The organism is Nonomuraea sp. B10E15, from assembly GCF_039871615.1.
Lineage (GTDB): Bacteria > Actinomycetota > Actinomycetes > Streptosporangiales > Streptosporangiaceae > Nonomuraea.
This window is the reverse complement of sequence record NZ_JBDPMB010000003.1, coordinates 502,091-522,344: the sequence shown is the minus strand read 5'-3', so window position 1 is coordinate 522,344 and position 20,254 is coordinate 502,091. Positions and strand designations below refer to the sequence as shown.

Sequence of the window (20,254 nt, the reverse complement as noted above, 5' to 3'; positions counted from 1 at the left end):
CGTCGAGCTCCTGGCCACCGTGCTGAGGACTGCCGCGCCGCACCGCTCGATTGTGAAGTTGCCTGGCAATACCTCCTTCCGTCAGATGCCGGATGGCATCGACGGCCAATATCATGGGTCACCGGAGAAACAGCGTGGGTGTGCGTTTGCGGATTGTGGGTGCGGTCCTGCTGTCCGGTATGACGGCTTGCTCGTCGCCGGCAGAGCCAAAGGCCCTCTCTGCACCGGTTCCGATCGGGCTGGAGGCTCGCAGGCTGTCAGTGCCATTCGACCGCTATGACTTCTCCCCGAAGGACATGTCGCTGCTCAAAAGCGCCGAGGACCTTTTCATCCATGACTGTATGCGGGCCCGTGGCATGAAGTGGCAGGTGCTACCTCCAGCTGTGGAGGATGAGATAGGACCGGCCAACCGCCGCCGTTACGGCGTTATCGAACCCGAGGTAGCCCGCCTGTTCGGCTATCACCCCGCCCCGGCACTCCCTTCGATGGCGCGGCGCAGCGCGGTGCATAAGCTCCGCATGGAACACCTCTCAGCCACGGAACGGCAGGCCGCGTACGGTAAGGCGGACGGCTGTCTCAAACATGCCCGCGACCGTATCCAGCAAGGAGTTCCGCCCGTCGACGCGAAGTTGTTCAACAAGCTGATTTTCGATACCTTCGCGCAGTCCAAGCGCGACTCCCAGGTCGTCCGGGCCTTCCAGGTGTGGAGCGCCTGCATGCGGGACGATGGCCTGCATTACCCCGATCCGCTGGCCGCCGCCGGCGACCAGCGGTGGGACCATGGCGAGCCGACCCAGGAAGAGCGTCGCGCGGCACAGACGGACGTGCGATGCAAGGCGAAGAGCGACATGATCTCCGTCTGGTCCGCCGCGGAGAAGCGCCTTCAGGATGCCGCCATTCGCGCGCACCCTGCACAGTTCCGCGCGCTACAGGCAGCCAAAGACCGGCAGCTTGACACCGCCCGCCGCATCCTGGCTGATCAGAACCAACGCCCGGCCGGGGCACCGCTGTCGGGCTCCTCCGTGCCCTCCGCGCTCACCGCGTTCTTCTACGGCCAGGCGGCCGGCGGCATCGAACGGATCATCACCGGCCCGGCGACGCAGTTCTGCTTCTTTGGCATGTGGTCGTCGCTGTACGCCTACACGCCCGGTCTTTTTCCCGCCAGATGCGGAGCGACCGCCGCCGGCAGGCTGGGCGCCCTCTCCGGCGCCGTCCTGGTCCCCGTGCCGCAGCTGCCATGATGGTCTCCATTTCCATCAGTAATCCGTGGAAAAGGGGACGATCGTGCGTATTGCTCTCGCCGGGCTCGCCACCAGCCACCCGTACACCGACGCCCGCACCCTGACCCGGCATGCCGAGCTGGTGGTGTGGGAGCCCGATCCCGAGCGGTTGCGGCGTTTCACCGACGAGCATCCGGCCGCGAAGGTGGCGGAGAGCCTGGCCGGGGCGCTGGGACACGAGCCCGACGGCGTGGTGCTGACCGTGCCCAACCCGCAGGTGCCCGCGGCGCTGGCCCGGGTGCTGGAGACGGGCGCGGCGTGTTTCGTGAACAAGCCGGCCGCCGCGACCAGGGGCCAGCTCGACGCGCTCGACCGGCTGCCGATCCACGAGCGGGTGATGTCGACGTCGGTGCTGCGGTTCGCGCCCGCCTTCGCGGGGCTGCGGGCCGTCCCGGACGAGCTGCTCGCCGTGCGTGCCACCGTGCGCCATGACGTGGGCCTCTGGGCGTCCGGCTACAACGCCTGGCAGGACACGCCGGGCGAGGGCGGCGGCACGATGGTGACCATGGGGATTCACGGGGTGGAGCTGCTGGTGGCCCTGCTGGGCCCGGACGTGCGGCTGGCCGGGGCCGCCCGGTCCACGCGGCATTACGGTGCGCTGCGTTCGGAGGACACCGGGGTGATGGCCCTGCGGTGGGGCGGCGGCGTGCTCGGCACGGTCGAGGTGCTCGGCGTCTCCGAGACGGAGTCCTACGCGGTCACGCTGCACGGACGCGACTCCACCGAGACCGTGCTCATCGAGGGCGGCGACGACCCGATGAGGGGCCTCGGCTACGAAGGCACCATCGACGCGTTCCTCGCCATGGTGGGAGGCGCGCCCAGCCCGGTGCCGTGGGAGCAGACCAGGGCCGTCCTCGACGTGCTCGTCTCGGCGAGGGAGAGCGCGTAGGGAGCCGTCCCGGCGTTGACAGCACGACTCTCGCGCAGTTACGGTCTGGACCGTAAATAGCGGATGGAGGACGTTCGTGCGGACGACGGCGGAACTCGAGGAGCGGCTGGCGCGGCCCGGCGCCGGGCTCGTCGACGACCTGGGCAGGCTGCCCGGCGACATCATGATCCTGGGCGCGGGCGGCAAGCTGGGCCCGAGCCTGGTGCGGCTGGCCCTCAACGCCACCCGCGGCGACCGGCGGATCATCGCGGTGTCCCGGTTCGGCGAGCCGGGCCTGGCGGACGCCCTCAGGGCGGACGGCGCGACGGTGGTGAGCGCCGACGTGTCCGACGAGCGGGCGCTGCGCGACCTGCCGGAAGCGCCCAACGTGGTCTTCCTGGTCGGCGCCAAGTTCGGCACGCAGGGGCGTGCCCACGCCGCCTGGTTCACCAACACCTACCTGCCCGGCCGGGTCGCCGACCGGTTCAGGGAGAGCAGGATCGCCGCCCTGTCCACCGGCAACGTCTACCCGCTCGTCCCCGTGGCCGGCGGCGGCAGCACCGAGGACTCGCCGGCCGGGCCCGTCGGCGACTACGCGATGAGCTGCCTGGGCAGGGAGCGGGTGCTGACGCACTTCTCCGAGACCTACGGCACCCGCGTGGCGCTGCTCCGGCTCAACTACGCCGTCGAGCTGCGCTACGGCGTCCTGGTCGACCTGGCGCAGAAGATCCTGGCGGGCGAGCCCGTCGATCTCACGACCGGCCAGGTGAACGTGGTCTGGCAGGGCTACGCCAACGAGGTGACGCTGCGGTCGCTGCTGCTGGCCGACGCGCCGCCGTACGTGCTCAACGTGACCGGTCCCGAGCTGATCTCGGTGCGGCAGGCCGCGCTGGCGCTGGGCGAGGCGCTCGGCAAGGAGCCGGTCCTCACCGGCGAGGAGGCCCCCACGGCGCTGCTGTCGAACGCGGGCCGCTGCCACCGGCTGTTCGGCTACCCGGAGCTGACCCCCGCCGAGCTCATCGAGCACACGGCGCGCTGGGTCGCGGACGGCGGGCCGCTGCTCGGCAAGCCCACCAAGTTCGAGCGCCGTGACGGGCGTTTCTGATCCACAGCTCACATCACCGCACCTATCACTTGGGGGGACTCACGTGCTCGGCACGGCTCCAGAGGCGCACGCGTCCGTGCGCGACCTGTTCAGGCGCGGCCTGGTGATCCCGGCGCACCCGCTCGCGCTGACCTCGGACAGGAAGCTGGACGAGCGCCGCCAGCGGGCGCTCACCCGCTATTACGTCGAGGCGGGCGCGGGCGGACTGGCGGTGGGCGTGCACACCACGCAGTTCGCCATCCACGGCACCGGGCTGCTGGCTCCGGTGCTCGAACTGGCCGCCACGGTGGCGGGCGAGTACGCGCACGAGGTGGTGCTCGTGGCCGGCGCCACCGGGCCGACCGCGCAGGCGGTGGCGGAGGCCGAGCTGGCCAGGTCGCTGGGCTACCACATGGTGCTGCTCAGCCCGTACCGGGAGCTGGACGAGGACGGCCTGATCGAGCGGGCGCGGGCGGTGGGCGAGGTGCTGCCGGTGATCGGCTTCTACCTGCAGCCCGCGGTCGGCGGCCGCCACCTGTCCAGGGAGTTCTGGACGAGGCTGGCGCAGATCGAGGCCGTGGCCGGCATCAAGGCGGCGCCGTTCGACCGCTACCGCACCCTCGACGTGCTGCACGGCGTGGTGCGCGCGGGCCGGGCCGGCGAGGTCGCCCTCTACACCGGCAACGACGACCACATCCTGACCGACCTGATCACCTCGCACCGCGTGGTCGTGGACGGGCGGGAGGTGGACGTCGAGTTCGTCGGCGGGCTGCTCGGCCAGTGGGCGGTGTGGGTACGGCGGGCCGTGGAGCTGCTGGAACAGGCCAGGGCGGCGCGTTCAGGCGACGACGCGGCCGTGCGCCGGCTGCTCACCCTCGACGGGCACCTGACCGACGCGAACGCCGCCATCTTCGACTCCGCGAACGCCTTCCACGGCTGCATCCCCGGCATCCACGAGGTGCTGCGCAGGCAGGGCCTGCTGGAGGGCCGCTGGTGCCTGGACCCGGCGGAGGACCTGTCGCCCGGCCAGCTCGCCGAGATCGACCGGGTGCTGGCCGCCTATCCGGAGCTGCGCGACGACGAGTTCGTCGCGGAGAACCTCTCTCGCTGGCTCGCCTGAGCGATGGGCGGGGGCGGGGTGCCGGCGCGTCCGGCGGTGAACGGGGGCAGGGCGCCGGAGCGCCGGGCGGCAGCCGGCCGCGGGGCGCTAGAGCGTCAGGCGGTAGAGGGTCAGCGGGCGGCCGCTGGATCCGCTGGTGAGGTTGCCGGTGCGCTCGGCGAGCCCGGCCAGCTCCAGGCGGTGCAGCATGCGCCGGGCCGTGCGCTGCTGGACGGCCAGCCGGTCGGCGATCTCCCGCGTCGTCAGGGGTTCGTCGCCCGCGGCGGCCCGCGCCTCCAGGAGTTTCTCCAGCGTGGGCACCGACAGCCCGACCCGGCGGGCGATGACCGACAGGCTCTGCCGGCCCGCGGGCGTGGTGGTCACCGACTCCAGGACGATGTCGGCGTCCGCTCGCAACGACAGCACCGCGGCGACCGGGCCGATCCTGCGGGCCTTGGCCAGCGCGCGGCGCGCCAGGCTCTCCGCCTCCGCGGCGCTGCGTCCCAGGCCGAAGCCGACGCGGACCGCGTCGTTCTGGCCGGCCAGCCGGGCCAGCATGGGCAGCCCGGTGAAGCCGCCCGTGGCGTCGTGCAGCGGGCCGCGGGTCGTGACCAGCAGGTGCGTGCCGCCGCGGAAGGCCGCCAGCGTGCCGCCCAGGGCCGTGGCCTCGCGCAGCAGCCCCTCCTCGTTGGCCACCTCGATGAGCCCGAGCGCGATCTGGGCGTCCTCCTGCACCTGCCCCTCGGCGGTCAGCACGAGCTGGCGCAGCGCCACCCGTACGGAGTGCACGGACGGCACCAGGCGCAGCACGTGGCGCTCGTCGCGCAGCGCTTCGTACACGGAGCTCAGGCAGGTGATCACCGTGTGCGCGGGACTCCTGCGGTGGAAGGCGATCGCCTTCTGGGAGGTCATCCCGGGCCGGTAGGAGTGCGTGCGCAGCTCGCCGGTCGGCAGTCCGGCCTCGGTGAACGTGGCGTCGACGTCGGCGGCCGACAACGTGTCGATCGACAACATGGTGACGTCCTCGCCCTGGTGCTGGAGGCGTACGAGGGCGTTGAGCAGCGTCGCGCCGGAGTAGTCGACGAACGCGGCGGGACGGGTGAGGGCCTCGGCGTCGCGGGAGAGCATGTAGGGGACGATGCCGGTGAACAGCCAGCCCTCGACGGAGGTGGCGTGGGCCTCGACGATCGCGGGGGCCTGCGACTCATGGTCGTAGTCGAGGCGCAGGGTGCTCACGCCCGGCTGCTCCTCGCAGACGGCCGCGACGTCGTCGACCAGATCGTGCGGGCCGACGACTCCGATGACGATTCCCACGCACGCCTCCCTCTCGCTCATTTCGGTCAAGACCGCAATCATAACTGGTGAGGTGCCAGGTGAAGTTCCCGTCCATGGCAGAAGCAGACGGCCGCACCCTCGGCGACGAGGAGGTGGCCGCCGTCGAGCGGGTGATCCGTTCGGGCATGCTCAGCTCCGTCTGGGGGACCGAGGCGCGGGCGCTGGAAGGCGAGATCGCGCAGGCGTACGGCTCCCGCCATGCGATCGCGTGCAGTTCCGGCACCGCGGCCCTCCATCTGTCGGTCGTGGCGGCCGCGCCGGACCCAGGGGACGAGATCATCACGACACCGATCACGGACTTCGGAACCGTGGCCCCCATCCTGGCGCAGAACGCCGTTCCTGTCTTCGCCGACGTGGATCCGTCCGACGGAAATCTCGATCCCGGCGCGGTGGCCAGGCTCATCGGCCCGCGGACGAAGGCGATCATGGCGGTGCACCTGTTCGGGGCGCCGGCCAGGATCCACGAGTTGCGCGCGCTCGCCGACGAGCACGGCCTGGTGCTGATCGAGGACTGCGCGCAGGCCTGGCTGGCCGAGCTGCCCGGCGGCGGGCTCGCGGGGACGACGGGTCACGTGGCGTGCCTCAGCCTGCAGCAGTGGAAGCACATCACGTGCGGCGACGGCGGGCTGGCGATCACCGGCGACGACGAGCTGGCCAGGCGGATGCGGCTCTTCTCCGACAAGGGCTGGGACCGCGCGGCCGGGCGCTCGCACGCCTCCTTCGGGCTCAACTACCGCATGACCGAGCTCCAGGCCGCGGTGGCCCGCGCCCAGCTCGCCAAGCTTCCCGGCGTGGTCGCCGCGCGCCGCCGTACGGCCCTGCGGCTGATCGAGGCACTCAAGGACCTGCCAGGGGTACGGCTGCCGCGCCCGCAGGGCCACGCGTGGTGGCTCTTCCCGATCGTGTGCCCGGACGGCGACGCTCCCGAGCTGGCGGCGCACCTGGCGGCGGCCGGGATCCCGGCGCGCGCCGGGTACCTCGCGGAGCCGCTGAACAGGGCGCCGGTGTGGCGGGCGGCCGTCTACGGGACCGCCCGCTTCCCGCTCGACGGCTACTCCCCGAACCCCTGCCCGCAGGCCGAGCGCATGGTGGACCGTACGCTGCTCGTCATCGACTGGAACGAGAACTACACGTCGGAGCACGTCGAGCTGATCGCCCAGGAAATAACGAAATTTCGGGCTCGGGGCTAGTCACGTTCATATCTCAGGCATTGACCAGGCCAAGTCCCGCTCACTAGGTTTCGGTCAGGACCGGTATTAAGCGAAAGGAAGCCGCCGATGAAGAAGGCAGCGGCAGTCGGCCTCGCGGCCGCCCTGAGCCTGGCGGCCGCCGGGTGCGGATCAAGCGGCGGCTCGGACAAGAGCTCCGTGACCCTGTGGATGTACCCCGTCATCGGGGACCAGGCGAAGAGCCAGGCGTTCTGGGGCAAGGTCGAGAAGGACTTCGAGGCCGCCAACCCCACGACCGACATCAAGATCGACCTGCAGCCCTGGGAGGGCCGTCAGGAGAAGGTCACCACGGCGCTCGTCTCGAAGAAGGGCTTCGACCTGGTCGTGCTCGGCCCCGACCAGATCCCGCAGTACGCCCAGCAGGGCACGATCGAGCCGGTCGACGACATCGTCGCCCCGGCCAAGGCCTCCTACCTGCCCAACTCGCTGACCGCCCTCACCGTCGACGGGAAGCTCTACGGCGTCCCCATCTACCAGACGATCACCGCGCCCATCTACAACAAGAAGTTGTTCTCCGAGGCGGGCGTGGACAAGGTGCCGGAGACGCTCGACGAGCTGAAGGAGGCCGCGCCCAAGCTGGCCGCCAAGAAGGTCGCCATCCTCGACTACCCGGGCAAGCCCGAGGTGACGCTCAACCAGAGCTTCTACCCGATCCTGTGGGCCAACGGCGGCACCGTCTTCGCCGCCGACGGCAAGAGCGTCGCGTTCAACGGCCCTGAGGGTGTGGCGAGCCTGCAGCTCCTGCTCGACCTGAAGGCCGCGGGCGGCCTGCCGCCGAACACCGCCAGCAAGGGCAACGACATCGAGGGCGGCCTGCTGGCCGCCGGCAAGACCGCCATGTACCACGCGGCCACCGCGGGCCAGGTCGACCAGCTCGCCACCGCCATCGGCGAGGAGAACGTCGGCATCGGCCTGCCCCTCGAAGGCACGAAGCGGGTGGCGTTCGGCATCCCCGGAGGCCTGATGGTGGCCAAGCACTCCGAGAACAAGGAGGCGGCCAAGAAGTTCGCCGCCTACCTGGCCTCGCCGGAGGTCTCCGCCGCGCTGGCCAAGGAGTCGGGCTTCTTCCCCGCGCGCACGGACGTGACCGTGCCCGGCCAGTCGGAGGCGTCCAAGGAGTTCGCCAAGTCCCTGCAGTACGCCTTCCCCGGCGACACCCACCCGAAGGCCCGGCAGGTGATGGGCGTGCTCGCCCCGCACATCCAGGCGGCGCTGCTCGGCAAGGAGGACGCGAAGACCGCGCTCGACGCGGCCGCCGAAGAGGCGAACCAGCTGCTCGGCAGCGGCGGCTGAGAGGGAAGGAACCACCTGGTGCGTCAACGCTTGCGTGACCCGGTCACCGGCCTGCTGTTCGTGCTGCCCGTACTCGTGCTCTTCCTGATCTTCCGGATCTTCCCGTCGCTGGGCGCGGCGGGAATGAGCCTGACGAACTGGAACATCGGCGGCGAGTGGGACATCATCGGCGCGGACAACTACATCCGGCTGCTCGACGACGTGAACTTCTGGCTGAGCCTGCGGGTCACCCTCGTGTACTCCGCCGTCTACGTGCCGCTCACCATGCTCGTGGCGCTCGGCACGGCGTTGCTGCTCAACCAGGTGGTCTTCATGCGCGGCCTGTTCCGCGGCATGCTCTTCCTGCCGTACGTGACCAGCTTCGTGCTCGCGGGCATCATCTGGCGCTGGATCTACGAGTTCAACGGCCTGATCAACGGCCTGCTCGCCAAGGCCGACCTCGGCCCGGTCGCCTTCCTCGAGGAGTCGGGGGTGGTCCTGCCCGCCCTGGCGGTCGTGGCGGTGTGGAAGGGCTTCGGCTACTCGATGCTGATCCTGCTGGCCGGGCTCAAGGCGATCCCGTCCTCCTACCTGGAGGCGGCCAGCATCGACGGGGCGAGCGCGTGGCAGCGCTTCCGCAGGATCACGCTGCCGCTGCTCAGGCCCGCGATCTTCTTCGTCATGGTGATCGAGACGATCAGCGCGTTCCAGACGTTCGACACGGTGTACGTGATGACCGGCGGCGGCCCGGCCAGGGCGACCTACACCCTCATCTACGGCATCTACGACCACGGCTTCCGGTCGTTCGACTTCGGCTACGCCGCCACCTGGGGCATGGTGCTGTTCGCGATCGTGCTGGTCGTGTCGCTGGTCCAGCGCCGCTTCCTGGACCGGGGGAACACATGACGACCACCACGACCTCCCGTCCCTCCGTACGGGCCGAGACCCCCGGCGCGGCGCGCAGGCGGTGGTGGCGGGGCAGGTGGCCGCTGGCCGCCCTGCTCGCGCTGCTGTCGGTGCTGACCGTCAGCCCGTTCGTGGCGATGTTCATCGTGGCGCTGTCGCCGGCGGGCCGGCCGACCGTGCCCGCGCGGTGGCCGGAATCGCTCACGCTGGACAACATCACGATGGTGTTGTCGTCGTCCGGCTTCGTCACCTGGACGATCAACTCGCTGATCTACGCCGTGGTCTCCGTGGTGATCATTCTGCTCACCTCGTCGATGGCGGGCTACGCCTTCGCCAAGAAGCGCTTCCCCGGCCGCGAGGCGATGTTCTGGACGTTCCTCGCGACCATGATGGTGCCGTTCCAGGCCACGCTCATCCCGACGTTCGTGCTGGTCAACAGCCTGGACGGGGTGGACACGTTCTGGGGGCTGATCGTGCCGACGCTGGCCAACTCGCAGGCCGTCTTCCTGATGCGGCAGTTCATCCTGGGCCTGCCGGACGAGCTGTTCGACGCCGCGAAGGTGGACGGCGCCTCCGAGTGGCGGGTGTACTGGACGATCGTGCTCCCGCTGACCAAGCCGATCCTGGCCACGCTGGGCGTGTTCGTGTTCCTGTGGCACTGGAACGACTTCCTGTGGCCGCTGGTCGTCGGGCAGAGCGACGCCACGCGCACGCTCACCGTGGGCCTGACCACGCTGCGGACCGAGGAGATGCAGCTGTCGCTGCTCATGGCGTCGGCCGCGGTGTCCGTGGTGCCGTGCCTGCTGGTGTTCTTCCTGCTGCAGCGCTACCTGGTCAACAGCATCGCGATGACGGGACTGAAATGATCGCCCTCAGCCTGGCTCCCGAGCTGCGCGAGATGTTCCTCCCGCCGCCCGTCTTCGCGCAGCTCCGGCGGCTGGCCCCGATCGGCCCGCTGGAGCGGGCGCGGGTGCTGGTCACCGGGTGGGACACCCCGCGCGTGGACGCGGAGACGCTGGCCCGCGCGCCGGAGCTGCGGCTCGTGGCGCACACGGGCGCGGCGGTGGGGTTCCTGGTCTCCGACGCGCTCTGGGAACGCGGCATCCGGGTGACCCAGACCGGAGCGGCGATGGCGCCCGCGGTGGGCGAGGTGGCGCTCACGTTCACGTTGTGCCTGCTCCACCAGGTGCACCGCTTCGACCACGGCCTGCGGTCCGGGTCGGGCTGGGCGGAGACCAGGCAGGCCGCCAGGCCCCGGCGCGAGCTGCGCGGCAGCGTGGTCGGCGTCGTGGGCGCCTCCCGCACCGGCAGGGCGTACGCGGGCCTGGTCCGGGCGCTGGGCGCGGAGCTGCTGCTCGCCGACCCGACCGTCTCCGCCGGTGAGGCGGCCGGGCTGGGCGCCACGCTGGTGGAGCTCGACGACCTGCTGACGCGCAGCGACGTCGTGGCCCTGCACGCCCCCGCCATCCCGGCGACCCGGCACCTGATCGGCCGCAGGGAGCTGGCGCTCATGCCCGACGGCGCGGCGCTGGTGAACACCGCCCGATCGTGGCTGGTCGACCCCGCCGCGCTCCTCGACGAGCTGCGCGGCGGCAGGATCGACGCGGCACTCGACGTCTTCGACGAGGAGCCCCTCCCGGCGGACAGCCCGCTGCGCGGCCTGCCGAACGTGCTGCTCACACCCCACCAGGCGGCGGGCACCGAGGAGGCCAGGCACCGGATGGGAACGCTGACGGTCGGCGAGATCGCCAGGTTCCTCGCCGGCGATCCGCTCCAGCACGAGATCACCCGCGAACAGCTGCGCTGGACCGCCTAGCGCTCCCGGAGAGAGGGTCTAAGCTGTGCGAATGGCCCCTATCGACCCCCGTGCGGCCGCGCTGCGCGACCGGCTGCGCGGCACCCTGATCGCCGCCGCCGCGACCCCCATGACCGGGTCGGGCGAGGTCGACCTCGACGTGGTCTCGCGCTATTTCGCCGGCCTGGTCACCGGTGGCGCCACCGGCCTGGCCGTGCTCGCCCACACCGGCCGCGGGCCCTTCCTCGCCCCAGGCGTCCGCGCCTCCGTCATCGAGCGCGCCGCCGCCCTGAACGTCCCGGTGCTGGTCGGCGTGGGCGGCGGTCCCGAGACCTCCGACCCGGCCGAGCAGGCGCGGGTGGCCGCCGGCCTGGGCGCGGACGGCGTGCTCGTGTTCCCGTCGGAGGGCGACAGGGCGGCGCTGCACGAGGAGGTGTGGCAGGCCGCCCGCCTGCCGATGGTCGCCTTCGACCTCTACACGCGGCCGTGCCCGCCGGGCGTCCTGCGGGAGATCCTGCGGCACCCCGGCGTGGCGGGGCTCAAGACCGCGCTGCTGTCCGACGCCATCGGCTGCCAGCGGGCGATCATGCTCGCCCGCGAGTCCGGCCGGCTGGCGATCACCGGGGAGGACCGCATGTTCGGGCCCTCGCTGCTGTGGGGGGCCGAGGCGGCGCTGGTGGGCGTCGCGGCCGCCGCCGTCGAGGTGACGGCCGAGGTGATGCGCGCCTTCCGCGAGCCCGGCCTGCGCGCGTTCGAGCAGGCATCGGCACGCCTCGACCGGCTGGCGGCCGCCACCTTCACCGACCCCATGGAGGGGTACGTCCAGCGCATGCTCTGGCTGGCCGCCGCCGAGGGCCGCATCCCCGGCACCCACGCCCACGACCCTCACGGCCCCGGCCTGACGGAGCGCGAACGCCTGGAACTGCAGGCCCAGGACTTCGGCCCGCCCCCGGCGCGGGAACGGGCCGGGACGATCGCCTGAGCGAGGGCGCCGCCGAGCCCGTACGGTGTCAGAGCCGGAAGAGGGCGGCGGCGTTGCGCCAGGCGATCCGCTCGGCCGTCTGCCCTGACAGGCCGGCCGCGGCGACCGCCCCGAAGGCCGACGACGGGTCGATCAGGGTCGCGTCCGTGCCGAACAGAAGCTGGGCCGGGTCCACGCCCGCCACCACCTCCGCGATGCGGCCCGCCGGGGCGTGCGACCAGCAGGGCTCCAGATAGAGGCGGTCGCAGGCGCCCGCCGCCTCGATGGCGTGCCGGAACCCGTCCGCACCCATGTGCCCGGCGATCACGCGCAGATCCGGGATGTCTAGGCAGACCTCGGCCAGGTCGAGCACCGAGGTGCCCCACGTGTGCACGAGCGCAGGGCGGCCCGTCCCGGCGACCAGCGTCAGCGCCTCGCGCAGCCGCGCCGAGCCGGCCGGCGAGCCCGTGTAGTCGGTGTGGATCTTGACGCCGACGAACCTGCCGCCCGGGAGGTACGCGCGCAGATCCGCCTCCGCCTCGCGCAGCCGGCGCGGGTTGACCGTGACGTAACCGAGCAGGCGGTCCTGGGTCTCCAGGTACGCGGCCAGGGCGCGGTTGCCCGCCGGGGCGTCGTAGATCACGGCCTCGGTGGCGGAGACGATCGCCCGGTCGATGCCGTAGCGGTCCATGGTCGCCAGGGTGGATCCGGCCACGTCCATGGTGAAGAACCACGGGCCCCAGTGGGCGTGCACGTCGATGATCACAGCGCGGGCCTCCTCGGCGTTCCGGCGAGCAGCCTCGTCGCGTTGCCGCCCGCCACCGCGGCGGTCTCCGCCGGCCCCAGGCCGCTGGTGGCCAGGCGGAGGAGGGGGACGAGGGGTTCGTAGTGGGGGGTGCGCGAGCCGTACAGCAGGCGGTCGGCCCCGATCTCCGCGGCGACCGTCTCCAGGGCGTCGGGGGAGTTGAGCAGCCGGGTGGAGGTGTGGAAGCCGGGCTCGTCCGAGGCGGCCACCAGGAAGTCGCCCAGGTGGTAGAAGTGCGTGTCGAGGAAGACCACGTCGGCCCCGAGCCCCGAGAAGGGCTGCCAGAACCTGCGCACGTCGCCGCCGGTGAGCACCACCAGGCCGAGCCGCGCCGCCCGGCGGGCGACGTGCCGGACGGACGGGAAGCCCGCTTCGACCCCCTGCTCGTCCGGGAAGAGGCGGACGGCCCTGACCCCCGCCGACGCCAGCCGCTCCAGCTCGCGGGCCGCGCCGATCGGGTCGCGCAGGTCCACGGCCCCGACGGGAACGATCTCCGGGCGCGCGGCCATGGCCAGCAGCTCGTCGTTGCCCGTGCGCACGTCGAACAGGGCCGCCCGCAGGCCGGCCACGGCCGCCGCCCGGACGCGGTGCGCGGCCAGCGTCTCCAGCACGGCGCCGGGCGTGCCGGGCGGCCCGTCGCGGTCCGGGTACGCGCCGAACAGCACGTCCACGTCGAGCGTCACCTCCAGCTCGCCGACCAGCCGCCACGCGTCGAAGGGCGTGGCGGACCCAGCGTTTTCGGGCCTGTCCTCAATCGACATGCCGGTCATTATGTCATTGACGAGGAGCGTTGCTGAAGATACGGTCATGACCTTAATTAGGGCCTGCTCCGCCTCCGCGAGCGTCGTCGATCGCGCCGGGCACGTACCGCCCGGCCTTGACCGCCGCTCCATCGCCCGGATAGTTTCGGTCTGTGCCGAAATATGTGATCGATGCGCACCGGCTCGTCGGTCCCGTGCCGTTCGACGACCTGCCGTCGGATCCCCGGGGCGAGATGGACCGGCTGGGCATCGACCGGGCCCTCGTCACCCACACGCTCAGCCTCTACTCCGACCCGGGAGCGGGCAACGAGGCCCTGCTCGCGCTCGGCGATCCCCGGCTCGTCCCCGTGCCCGTCGTGGTGCCAGGGGAGACGGAGGAGCCGCCCCCCGGCGTGCGGATGGTCAGGCTCTGCCCGGAACGCCACCGGTTCGATCTCACGGGCCCGGCCACGCTGCGCTGCCTGCCCGCCCTCGGGCTGACCGCCGCGATCGACCTCGACGAGACCTCGCCCGCCCAGCTCCGCCACCTCGCCGAGCGCCTGCCCGGCCAGCGCCTCCTCGTGCTCAACCCCGGCTACCGCAGGCTGCGCGCGCTGGGCGAGCTGATGGACGAGGCGCCGAACGTGTGGGCCGAGATCGGCACCGTCAACACCCAGGGCGGCGTCGAATGGCTGGCCGCGCGGTTCGGGGCGGAGCGGCTGGTGTTCGGCACTGGAGCGCCCGTCGCCGACGACTGCGGGCCGCGCTTCCTGCTCGACCACCTCGACCTGCCCCCCGAGGACGTCGAACGGATCGCGTCGGGTTCGCTGGAGGCGCTGCTGTGATCCTCGACGCCCACGGCCACGTGGGGACCTGGCCGGACTTCCTCATCCCGCATCCCGCCGCCGAGCACCTCGTGGCCGCGATGGACCGGATCGGCGTGACCGCGATGGGCATCAGCCACCTGCTCGCCGTCGGTCCCGACGCGGTGCGCGGCAACGCCGCCGCCCTGGAGATCGCCGAGCGCTTCCCCGGCAGGTTCGGGGTCTGGCAGGTCTACAACCCGCACCACCGCACGCCGCTCCCCGGCGAGGGAGCGCGGGGCGTGTGGGGCGTCAAGCTCCACCCCGACGTGCACCAGTGCCGCCTCGACGACCCCCTGTACGAGCCGGTCTGGCGTCGCGGCCTGCCGGTTCTCGCGCACGGCCAGACCGACTCGCCATGGAGCGACCCCGCCCAGTTCGCCACCGTCGCCGCACGCCATCCGCACGTGCCGCTGCTCATGGGGCACACGGGGCTCTGGCCGTACGGGTTCGGCCGCGCGGCCCGGCTCGTGGCCGACCGTCCCAACGTGTTCCTGGAGACGTGCGGCTCGAAGATGACCGGTCGCTGGATCGCCAGGCTGGCGGCGCTCGCGGGGCCGGAGCGGGTGCTGTTCGGCTCGGACGCGTGCTTCCTCGACCTGCGTACGGGCTACGGCCGCGTCGCGCTGGCCCCGCTCGCCGACGCCGACCGCGCTCTCGTCCAGGGCGGCAACCTGGCCCGCCTCCTCGGCCTCCCCCTGCCTGACCTGCCCGGCTCGCCCGGGTCACCCGGTTCGCCTGAGAAGGGACATCCAGCGTGACGCTCGCCATCCACGGAGGCGCCCCCGTCCGGACGGCCCCCTGGCCGGCCTGGCCGCCGCCCGTCGACCCCGCCCAGCGCGAGCTGGTCACGAAGGTGCTGGAGAGCGGCCTCTGGGGCGCCACGCAGGGCGGCTCCGTCGTCGCGGACCTGACCGCCGCGTTCGCCCGCCGCTCCGGCGTCCGGCACGGCGTCGCCGTCGCCAACGCCACGCTGGGCCTGTTCGCGGCGCTGCGCGGCCTGGGCGTCGGCAGGGGGGACGAGGTGATCGTGCCGGCGTACACGTTCGTGGCCTCGGCCACCGCGGTGCTGCTGGCCGGAGCCACCCCCGTGATCGCCGACGTCGACCCCGTGGACCTGCACCTGTCCCCGGGCGCGGTGCGCGACGCGCTGACCGGCAGGACGGCCGCGATCATGCCCGTCCACCTCGCGGGCAGCCCCGCCGACATGGACGCGCTGAACGACCTGGCCGCCCGCCACGGCCTCGCGGTCGTCGAGGACGCCGCCCAGGCGCACGGCGCCACGTACAAGGACCGTCCGGTCGGCGGCCTGGGTGACGCCGGCGTCTACAGCTTCCAGGCGAGCAAGGCGATGACCGCGGGTGAGGGCGGCCTGATCGTCTGCCGCGACGAGGCCGTGCACGAGCGCGTCTGGTCGGTCTGCAATCTCGGGCGCGCGCTGAGCGGGCAGTGGTACGGTCACCCGTCCGTCGGCTGGAACCTGCGCCTGACCGAACTCCAGGCGGCGCTGCTGCTGCCCTGGCTGGACCGGCTCGACGAGGAGATCGACCGCAGGAACACCTTCTGCGCCGCTCTCGGGCGCGAGCTGGCCGGCGTCCCCGGGGCCGACGTGGTGCCCGCGACGGAGGGCACCACCCGCGACTCGCGCCACCTCCTCATGGTGCGCCTCGACCCCGGCGTGGACCGCGCGTTCCTGCTGGGGGCCATGGCGGCCGAAGGCGTGCCGCTGGACGCCGGCTACCCGCCGCTCGGCACCATGTCCGCGCTCACCGGCGAGGGCGCCCGCGCCGAGCCGTGCCCCGCCGCCGCCGAGGCGTCGGACACCGTGGTGTGGGTGCGCCAGTCGATGCTCATGGAGGCGCCGGCCGCCGCGGCCGACATCGCCGAGGCCCTCGCGAAGGTGCTGGGCCACGAAAGCGCCACCGTGAATTAGTTCCTTCACCGTAATCCAGGTATTGACGACATAACAGCGTCTCTCTAGGTTTCGGTCATGACCTTAATTAGACGAATGCTGACCGCCGCGCTGGCGGCCGTCCTCGTGCCACTGGCCGCGGCCGCCCCCGCGGGCGCGGCGGAGCGCCGGGTGGAGGACCTGGGCGTGCCCTTGGAGGACGTGCTGCTGCTCGGCGGCGTCGCGGCGCCGGGCCCGGGCGGCGAGACCGTGCTCTGGGGCGCCTCCTCCGGCAGCCCCGCCCACCTCAACGCCGTCGACCCGGCCACCGGGGCCGAGGTGGCCAGGTACGACCTGCCGGGCGCCGAAGGCGCATGGGCCGTGACCGCCACGGGCGACGGCAGCGTCTACGCCGGCACGTACGGTGACGGGCGGCTCTACCGCTGGACGGACCAGGGCGGTGTGCAGGACCTCGGCCGGCCCCTGCCCTCGGAGAACTTCATCTGGGCCGTGGCGGCCGGCGAGGGCGCCACCGTCTACGGCGGCACCTACCCCGGTGGCCGCCTGTTCGCCTACGACCCCGAGACCGGCGTACGCGACTACGGCAGGCTCTCGCCCGACCACGACTACGTCCGCAGCGTCTCCTACGCCGGCGGGAAGATCTACGCCGGCACCGAGGACCCGGCCGCGCTCTTCGAGATCGACGCCGCCTCCGGCACGTCCAGGCAACTCCCCCTTCCCGACGGCCTCGACCCGGCGGGCAAGTGGGCCTACGACGTGGACGTCGCCGCCGGCCACCTCTACGTCCGCTTCGGCAGCGCCTTCCCCGGCCCGCTGCACGTGTGGGACATCGCCGCCGGCCGCTGGACCGACACCCTCGACCCCGCCCACGGCCTGGACGTCTCGCCGCCCGACGCCGACGGCGCGGTCTACCTCGTCAAGGACGCCGAACTCGTCCGCTACGACCCGAAGACGAAGGAGACGACCGGCACGGGCATGCCGTTCACGGGCCGCGTCGCCAACACCCGGGGCATCGGCTGGGCCGAGCTGGGCCTGCCGGACTACCCGGGCAAGAGCGTCGTGGGCCTGCTCTGGCGCGGGCTGATGTTCCGCTACAACCCGCAGACCGGCGCGACGTCGTTCGTGGAGACGCAGGTCAAGGGCGAACCGATCGACGTGACCGCGCTCTCGGAAGGCCCCGACGGCCGCATGTACGCCGGCGGCTTCCTCAACGGCGGTTTCGCCGCCCTGGACCCGAAGACGGGCGAGCGCGCCGAGTTCCACACGTTCTCGCAGAGCGAGGACATGGCCACGCACGACGGGAAGCTCTACGTCGGCGCCTACCCCGACGCCAGGGTCTACGCCTACGATCCGAAGCTGCCGTGGAACAGCCCCGAGTACTCGCCGAGCCCCGTGCCCGGCCCGGCGGACAACCCGGCACGCCTGTTCGACCTGTCCGCGGACAAGCAGATCAGGCCGCGGGCGCTGGCGTCGGCCGGCCGCTACCTCGCCGCGGGCACCATGCCCGACCTCGGCCACCTGGGCGGCGTGCTGGCCGTCTGGGACCCGGAGACCGGCAAGCTCAAGCACTCCCAGCGCGACGTGATCAAGGATCAGAGCATCGTCTCCCTCGCCTACCGCGACGGCGTGCTCTACGGCGGCACCTCCATCTACAGCGGCCAGTCGGCCACGCCGCCGACCCAGCCGGAGGCCAAGCTCTTCGCCTGGTCGGTGAAGGACGACCGGCTGCTGTGGGAGATCGTCCCCGCGCCGGGCAAGCCGGCCGTCCCCGCGCTGGCGTTCGACGATCGGGGCAGGCTGTGGGGGATCGCCGGCGGCGAGGTGTTCGCCGTCAACACGGCCGCCCGCAAGGTGGTCCAGCGGGTCACGCTGTCGGGCAGCGAGAGCGCGAGCGGGCAGCTCTCCTTCAACCGGCGTGACCGCACGCTGTACGGCGCCCACGCCGGCCAGTACGTCTTCTCGCTCGACCCGCGTACCGGCCGGCACACCCAGCTGAAGCAGGGACCCGTGCACCAGCTCGCGGTGCACGGGTCGGGCGACGTCTACTTCGCCGAGGGCCCGCGCCTGTTCCGGCTCACGGGTCAGCAGACGCGGTAGGTGGAGAAGTTCTCGAAGCGCGACAGGTAGAGGTGCCCGTCAGGGCCGAGGAGGAGGTTCGAGATCGGGCGGGCGATGAGCGTGAAAGCCATCGTCCCCGGATCGATCCGGTACGCCTTCCCCTGTACCTTGCCCCAGAGGAAGCCCTTGTGGAACACGAGGTTGGTGTCGAGCCAGACCTGCGTGACGGTGTCCCACGGGTAGGTCTGGTGCTTGACGGTCCTGACGGTCCGCCCGGTGGCCGGGTCCAGCTCGAACAGCGCGTCCGGCGTCAGCCCCCACAACCGGCCGGCGTCGTCGAAGGTGATCGAGCCGAGAGCCAGGTCACCGGGCACCGGGACGCGTCGCCACTTGAGCGAGTCGGTGGCGATGTCGTACGCGAACGCCACCCCCTCGCCCTGAGGAGTGCTGGTGCCGCCGAAGCCCGAGGTGGCGCCGTAGACGACGCCGTCCCGGTAGGCCAGGCCGATGACGCTGTGACCGGGGATGATGTTCCTCTTGATCACCGTACGGCCGGTGGCGGGGTCGAGCAGGCCGAGCGCGCCGCCGAGCGTGCCCGACTTGGGCACGGTGCCGAACGCCAGCCAGTCGCCCGCGGAGATCATCGCGAAGGGACGGTCCTGCTCCTGGGCGCCGAGGTCGAGCAGGAGCCTGGGCGCGCTCCCGTCGAACTCGTAGATCCGGGCGCCCGGGTAGACGCCCAGGTAGAGCTTGCCCTTGTGGGAGACGATGCCCTCGCTCTGGCCGACGTCGGGCCAGTTGCGCGTCTCGCCGGTGGCGGGGTCGTAGGCGGCCAGGCCGCCGGTGAAGAAGCCGCCCGCGTAGACGTGGCCGTCGGGGCCCGCGCCGAGGGAGCGGATGCTGACGGGCTGGCCGGTCAGGGTGCCGTCGAGCAGCCTGCCCTGGCCGGTCCTGCGGTCGAAGTGCCAGATGCGGCCGGTGGAGCTGGTGCCGACGAGGGTGTGCCCGAGCCAGCCGAGCGTGCGGGCGGCGCCCCCGCCGTGGTCGGTGAAACCGAGTTTGGTGATCTTCTCGGTCTTGAGGTCGTACCTGACGAGTTCGCCGCCCTGGAACAGGTACAGGTCGTGGCCGAGCCGGCCGCCGCCGACGGTGAGGCTGCCGACGTCCTCCACCACGTCCTTCCACACGTTCTCGCGCAGGTCGTACACGCCCATGGGGGCGGCGCCGGCGGAGGTGACGAAGCGCACCAGCAGGTGGCGGCCGGTCACGGCCACGTCGTAGGCGTAGCCCGCGCCCTCGACGGGCGGCTCGATGACGCGCTCGACCGTCCCGCCGGAGCCGACCACCGCGACCTTCATGCTCTCCGCGCCGACGCCGGCGTACACGGTGCCGTCGGGGCCGACGGCGAGGTCTCTGACGAACTGCTCGCCGGGGACGGGGCTGCCCAGGTCGGTGGTGGTGCCGTTCGCGGTGTCGTGGCGGAAGAGCCTGCCCGTGGGCGAGGTGCCGCCGTAGACGGCGGACCCGTCGGGGCTGGCGGCGACGGTCCAGACGAACGTCTCGGTCGCGACGGGGATGCCGAGCTCGCTCACCCGGTCGGAATCCGGCTCGTAGCGGAAGAGCCGGCCCATCGCGCCGGCGGTGGCGTTGTAGCTGCCGACGTAGACCGAGTGGTCGGGGGCCACGGTGACGGCCCAGGAGCCGAGCGCCAGCGGCAGCGGCCGCTCGCCGATCAGGCGGCCGTCGCGGGCGTCCCTGATGCCGAGCAGCGCGGGGCCGGAGGCGCTGGAGGTGACGGAGTAGACGCGCGGGCCCTGGGGGTGATCGGCGTCGAGCGCGGTGCCGGCGGTGGTGGCGCCGGTCAGGGGAAGCGGGTCGAGGGTGTGGAAGCCGCACTCCGTCGGAGGTGCTGCCGCGGTATCGGCCTGGGCCGGAGACGAGAGGGATAAGGCGACAAGAAGCAGTGCCACGATGGTACGCACGTACGACCTCCCTGGGGTGTAATAACGGTCTCGACCGTAATTTGGCCGATGGCTCCGTGGCAAGA

The 20,254-nt window shown here is 72.2% G+C and carries 18 protein-coding genes; 14 read left to right on the top strand and 4 right to left on the bottom strand.

Annotation, left to right across the window (positions count from 1 at the left end):
- Window positions 1-92 precede the first annotated feature (92 nt).
- From ABGB14_RS15275 to ABGB14_RS15260, 4 genes are all read left to right on the top strand, one after another.
- Window positions 93-1,241 carry a hypothetical protein gene (locus ABGB14_RS15275; RefSeq protein WP_347644284.1) on the top strand — a complete coding sequence of 383 codons (1,149 nt, stop codon included), beginning with the start codon at window positions 93-95 and terminating at the stop codon, window positions 1,239-1,241.
- Window positions 1,242-1,284: 43 nt separating this feature from the next.
- Complete coding sequence (locus tag ABGB14_RS15270; protein ID WP_347644283.1) at window positions 1,285-2,169, top strand: Gfo/Idh/MocA family oxidoreductase; 885 nt, start codon at window positions 1,285-1,287, stop codon at window positions 2,167-2,169.
- Between the two features lie 76 nt (window positions 2,170-2,245).
- Window positions 2,246-3,253 (top strand): NAD-dependent epimerase/dehydratase family protein, encoded by a 1,008-nt coding sequence (locus tag ABGB14_RS15265; protein ID WP_347644282.1) that lies wholly within the window; start codon window positions 2,246-2,248, stop codon window positions 3,251-3,253.
- Window positions 3,254-3,296: 43 nt separating this feature from the next.
- A complete protein-coding gene (locus ABGB14_RS15260) occupies window positions 3,297-4,352 on the top strand; it encodes a dihydrodipicolinate synthase family protein (RefSeq protein WP_347644281.1) in 1,056 nt (351 codons plus the stop codon).
- 87 nt (window positions 4,353-4,439) lie between these two features.
- Here the strand turns inward: ABGB14_RS15260 and ABGB14_RS15255 are convergent, their stop codons facing one another.
- The gene (locus ABGB14_RS15255) at window positions 4,440-5,645 is read right to left on the bottom strand and encodes a hypothetical protein (protein ID WP_347644280.1); all 1,206 of its coding nucleotides are present in this window, start codon (window positions 5,643-5,645) and stop codon (window positions 4,440-4,442) included.
- A gap of 74 nt (window positions 5,646-5,719) precedes the next feature.
- Here ABGB14_RS15255 and ABGB14_RS15250 point away from each other — a divergent pair, with 74 nt between their 5' ends.
- From ABGB14_RS15250 to ABGB14_RS15225, 6 genes are all read left to right on the top strand, one after another.
- A complete protein-coding gene (locus ABGB14_RS15250) occupies window positions 5,720-6,856 on the top strand; it encodes a DegT/DnrJ/EryC1/StrS family aminotransferase (RefSeq protein WP_347644279.1) in 1,137 nt (378 codons plus the stop codon).
- A gap of 87 nt (window positions 6,857-6,943) precedes the next feature.
- Window positions 6,944-8,188 (top strand): sugar ABC transporter substrate-binding protein, encoded by a 1,245-nt coding sequence (locus ABGB14_RS15245; RefSeq protein ID WP_347644278.1) that lies wholly within the window; start codon window positions 6,944-6,946, stop codon window positions 8,186-8,188.
- A gap of 18 nt (window positions 8,189-8,206) precedes the next feature.
- Complete coding sequence (locus ABGB14_RS15240) at window positions 8,207-9,073, top strand: sugar ABC transporter permease (protein WP_347644277.1); 867 nt, start codon at window positions 8,207-8,209, stop codon at window positions 9,071-9,073.
- Window positions 9,070-9,939: a carbohydrate ABC transporter permease gene (locus ABGB14_RS15235; protein ID WP_347644276.1), complete on the top strand. Its 870-nt coding sequence runs from the start codon at window positions 9,070-9,072 to the stop codon at window positions 9,937-9,939. The genes ABGB14_RS15240 and ABGB14_RS15235 overlap by 4 nt, the downstream gene beginning before the upstream one ends.
- Window positions 9,936-10,889: a hydroxyacid dehydrogenase gene (locus tag ABGB14_RS15230; protein ID WP_347644275.1), complete on the top strand. Its 954-nt coding sequence runs from the start codon at window positions 9,936-9,938 to the stop codon at window positions 10,887-10,889. Before ABGB14_RS15235 ends, ABGB14_RS15230 begins: the two co-directional genes overlap by 4 nt.
- A gap of 31 nt (window positions 10,890-10,920) precedes the next feature.
- A complete protein-coding gene (locus ABGB14_RS15225) occupies window positions 10,921-11,850 on the top strand; it encodes a dihydrodipicolinate synthase family protein (RefSeq protein WP_347644274.1) in 930 nt (309 codons plus the stop codon).
- A 28-nt stretch (window positions 11,851-11,878) separates the two neighbouring features.
- On the opposite strand, the gene ABGB14_RS15220 is transcribed toward ABGB14_RS15225, so the two are convergent.
- Together ABGB14_RS15220 and ABGB14_RS15215 are read right to left on the bottom strand one after the other, a co-directional pair.
- Entirely contained in the window at window positions 11,879-12,595 is a 717-nt protein-coding gene (locus ABGB14_RS15220) for an amidohydrolase family protein (protein ID WP_347644273.1), read from the bottom strand.
- Window positions 12,592-13,395 (bottom strand): amidohydrolase family protein, encoded by an 804-nt coding sequence (locus ABGB14_RS15215; protein ID WP_347644272.1) that lies wholly within the window; start codon window positions 13,393-13,395, stop codon window positions 12,592-12,594. The genes ABGB14_RS15220 and ABGB14_RS15215 overlap by 4 nt, the downstream gene beginning before the upstream one ends.
- Window positions 13,396-13,547: 152 nt before the next feature.
- Here ABGB14_RS15215 and ABGB14_RS15210 point away from each other — a divergent pair, with 152 nt between their 5' ends.
- The 4 genes from ABGB14_RS15210 to ABGB14_RS15195 all read left to right on the top strand — a co-directional run bounded on the left by ABGB14_RS15210 (window position 13,548) and on the right by ABGB14_RS15195 (window position 18,246).
- Complete coding sequence (locus tag ABGB14_RS15210) at window positions 13,548-14,219, top strand: amidohydrolase family protein (RefSeq protein ID WP_347644271.1); 672 nt, start codon at window positions 13,548-13,550, stop codon at window positions 14,217-14,219.
- Window positions 14,216-14,998 (top strand): amidohydrolase family protein, encoded by a 783-nt coding sequence (locus ABGB14_RS15205; RefSeq protein ID WP_347644270.1) that lies wholly within the window; start codon window positions 14,216-14,218, stop codon window positions 14,996-14,998. The genes ABGB14_RS15210 and ABGB14_RS15205 overlap by 4 nt, the downstream gene beginning before the upstream one ends.
- On the top strand, window positions 14,995-16,170 hold the full coding sequence (locus ABGB14_RS15200) for a DegT/DnrJ/EryC1/StrS family aminotransferase (RefSeq protein WP_347644269.1): 1,176 nt from the start codon (window positions 14,995-14,997) through the stop codon (window positions 16,168-16,170). Before ABGB14_RS15205 ends, ABGB14_RS15200 begins: the two co-directional genes overlap by 4 nt.
- 75 nt (window positions 16,171-16,245) lie before the next feature.
- Window positions 16,246-18,246: a PQQ-binding-like beta-propeller repeat protein gene (locus ABGB14_RS15195; RefSeq protein ID WP_347644268.1), complete on the top strand. Its 2,001-nt coding sequence runs from the start codon at window positions 16,246-16,248 to the stop codon at window positions 18,244-18,246.
- On the opposite strand, the gene ABGB14_RS15190 is transcribed toward ABGB14_RS15195, so the two are convergent.
- Window positions 18,231-20,189, bottom strand: a complete 1,959-nt coding sequence (locus tag ABGB14_RS15190; protein WP_347644267.1) for a hypothetical protein — start codon at window positions 20,187-20,189, stop codon at window positions 18,231-18,233. The genes ABGB14_RS15195 and ABGB14_RS15190 overlap by 16 nt on opposite strands.
- Window positions 20,190-20,254 lie beyond the last annotated feature (65 nt).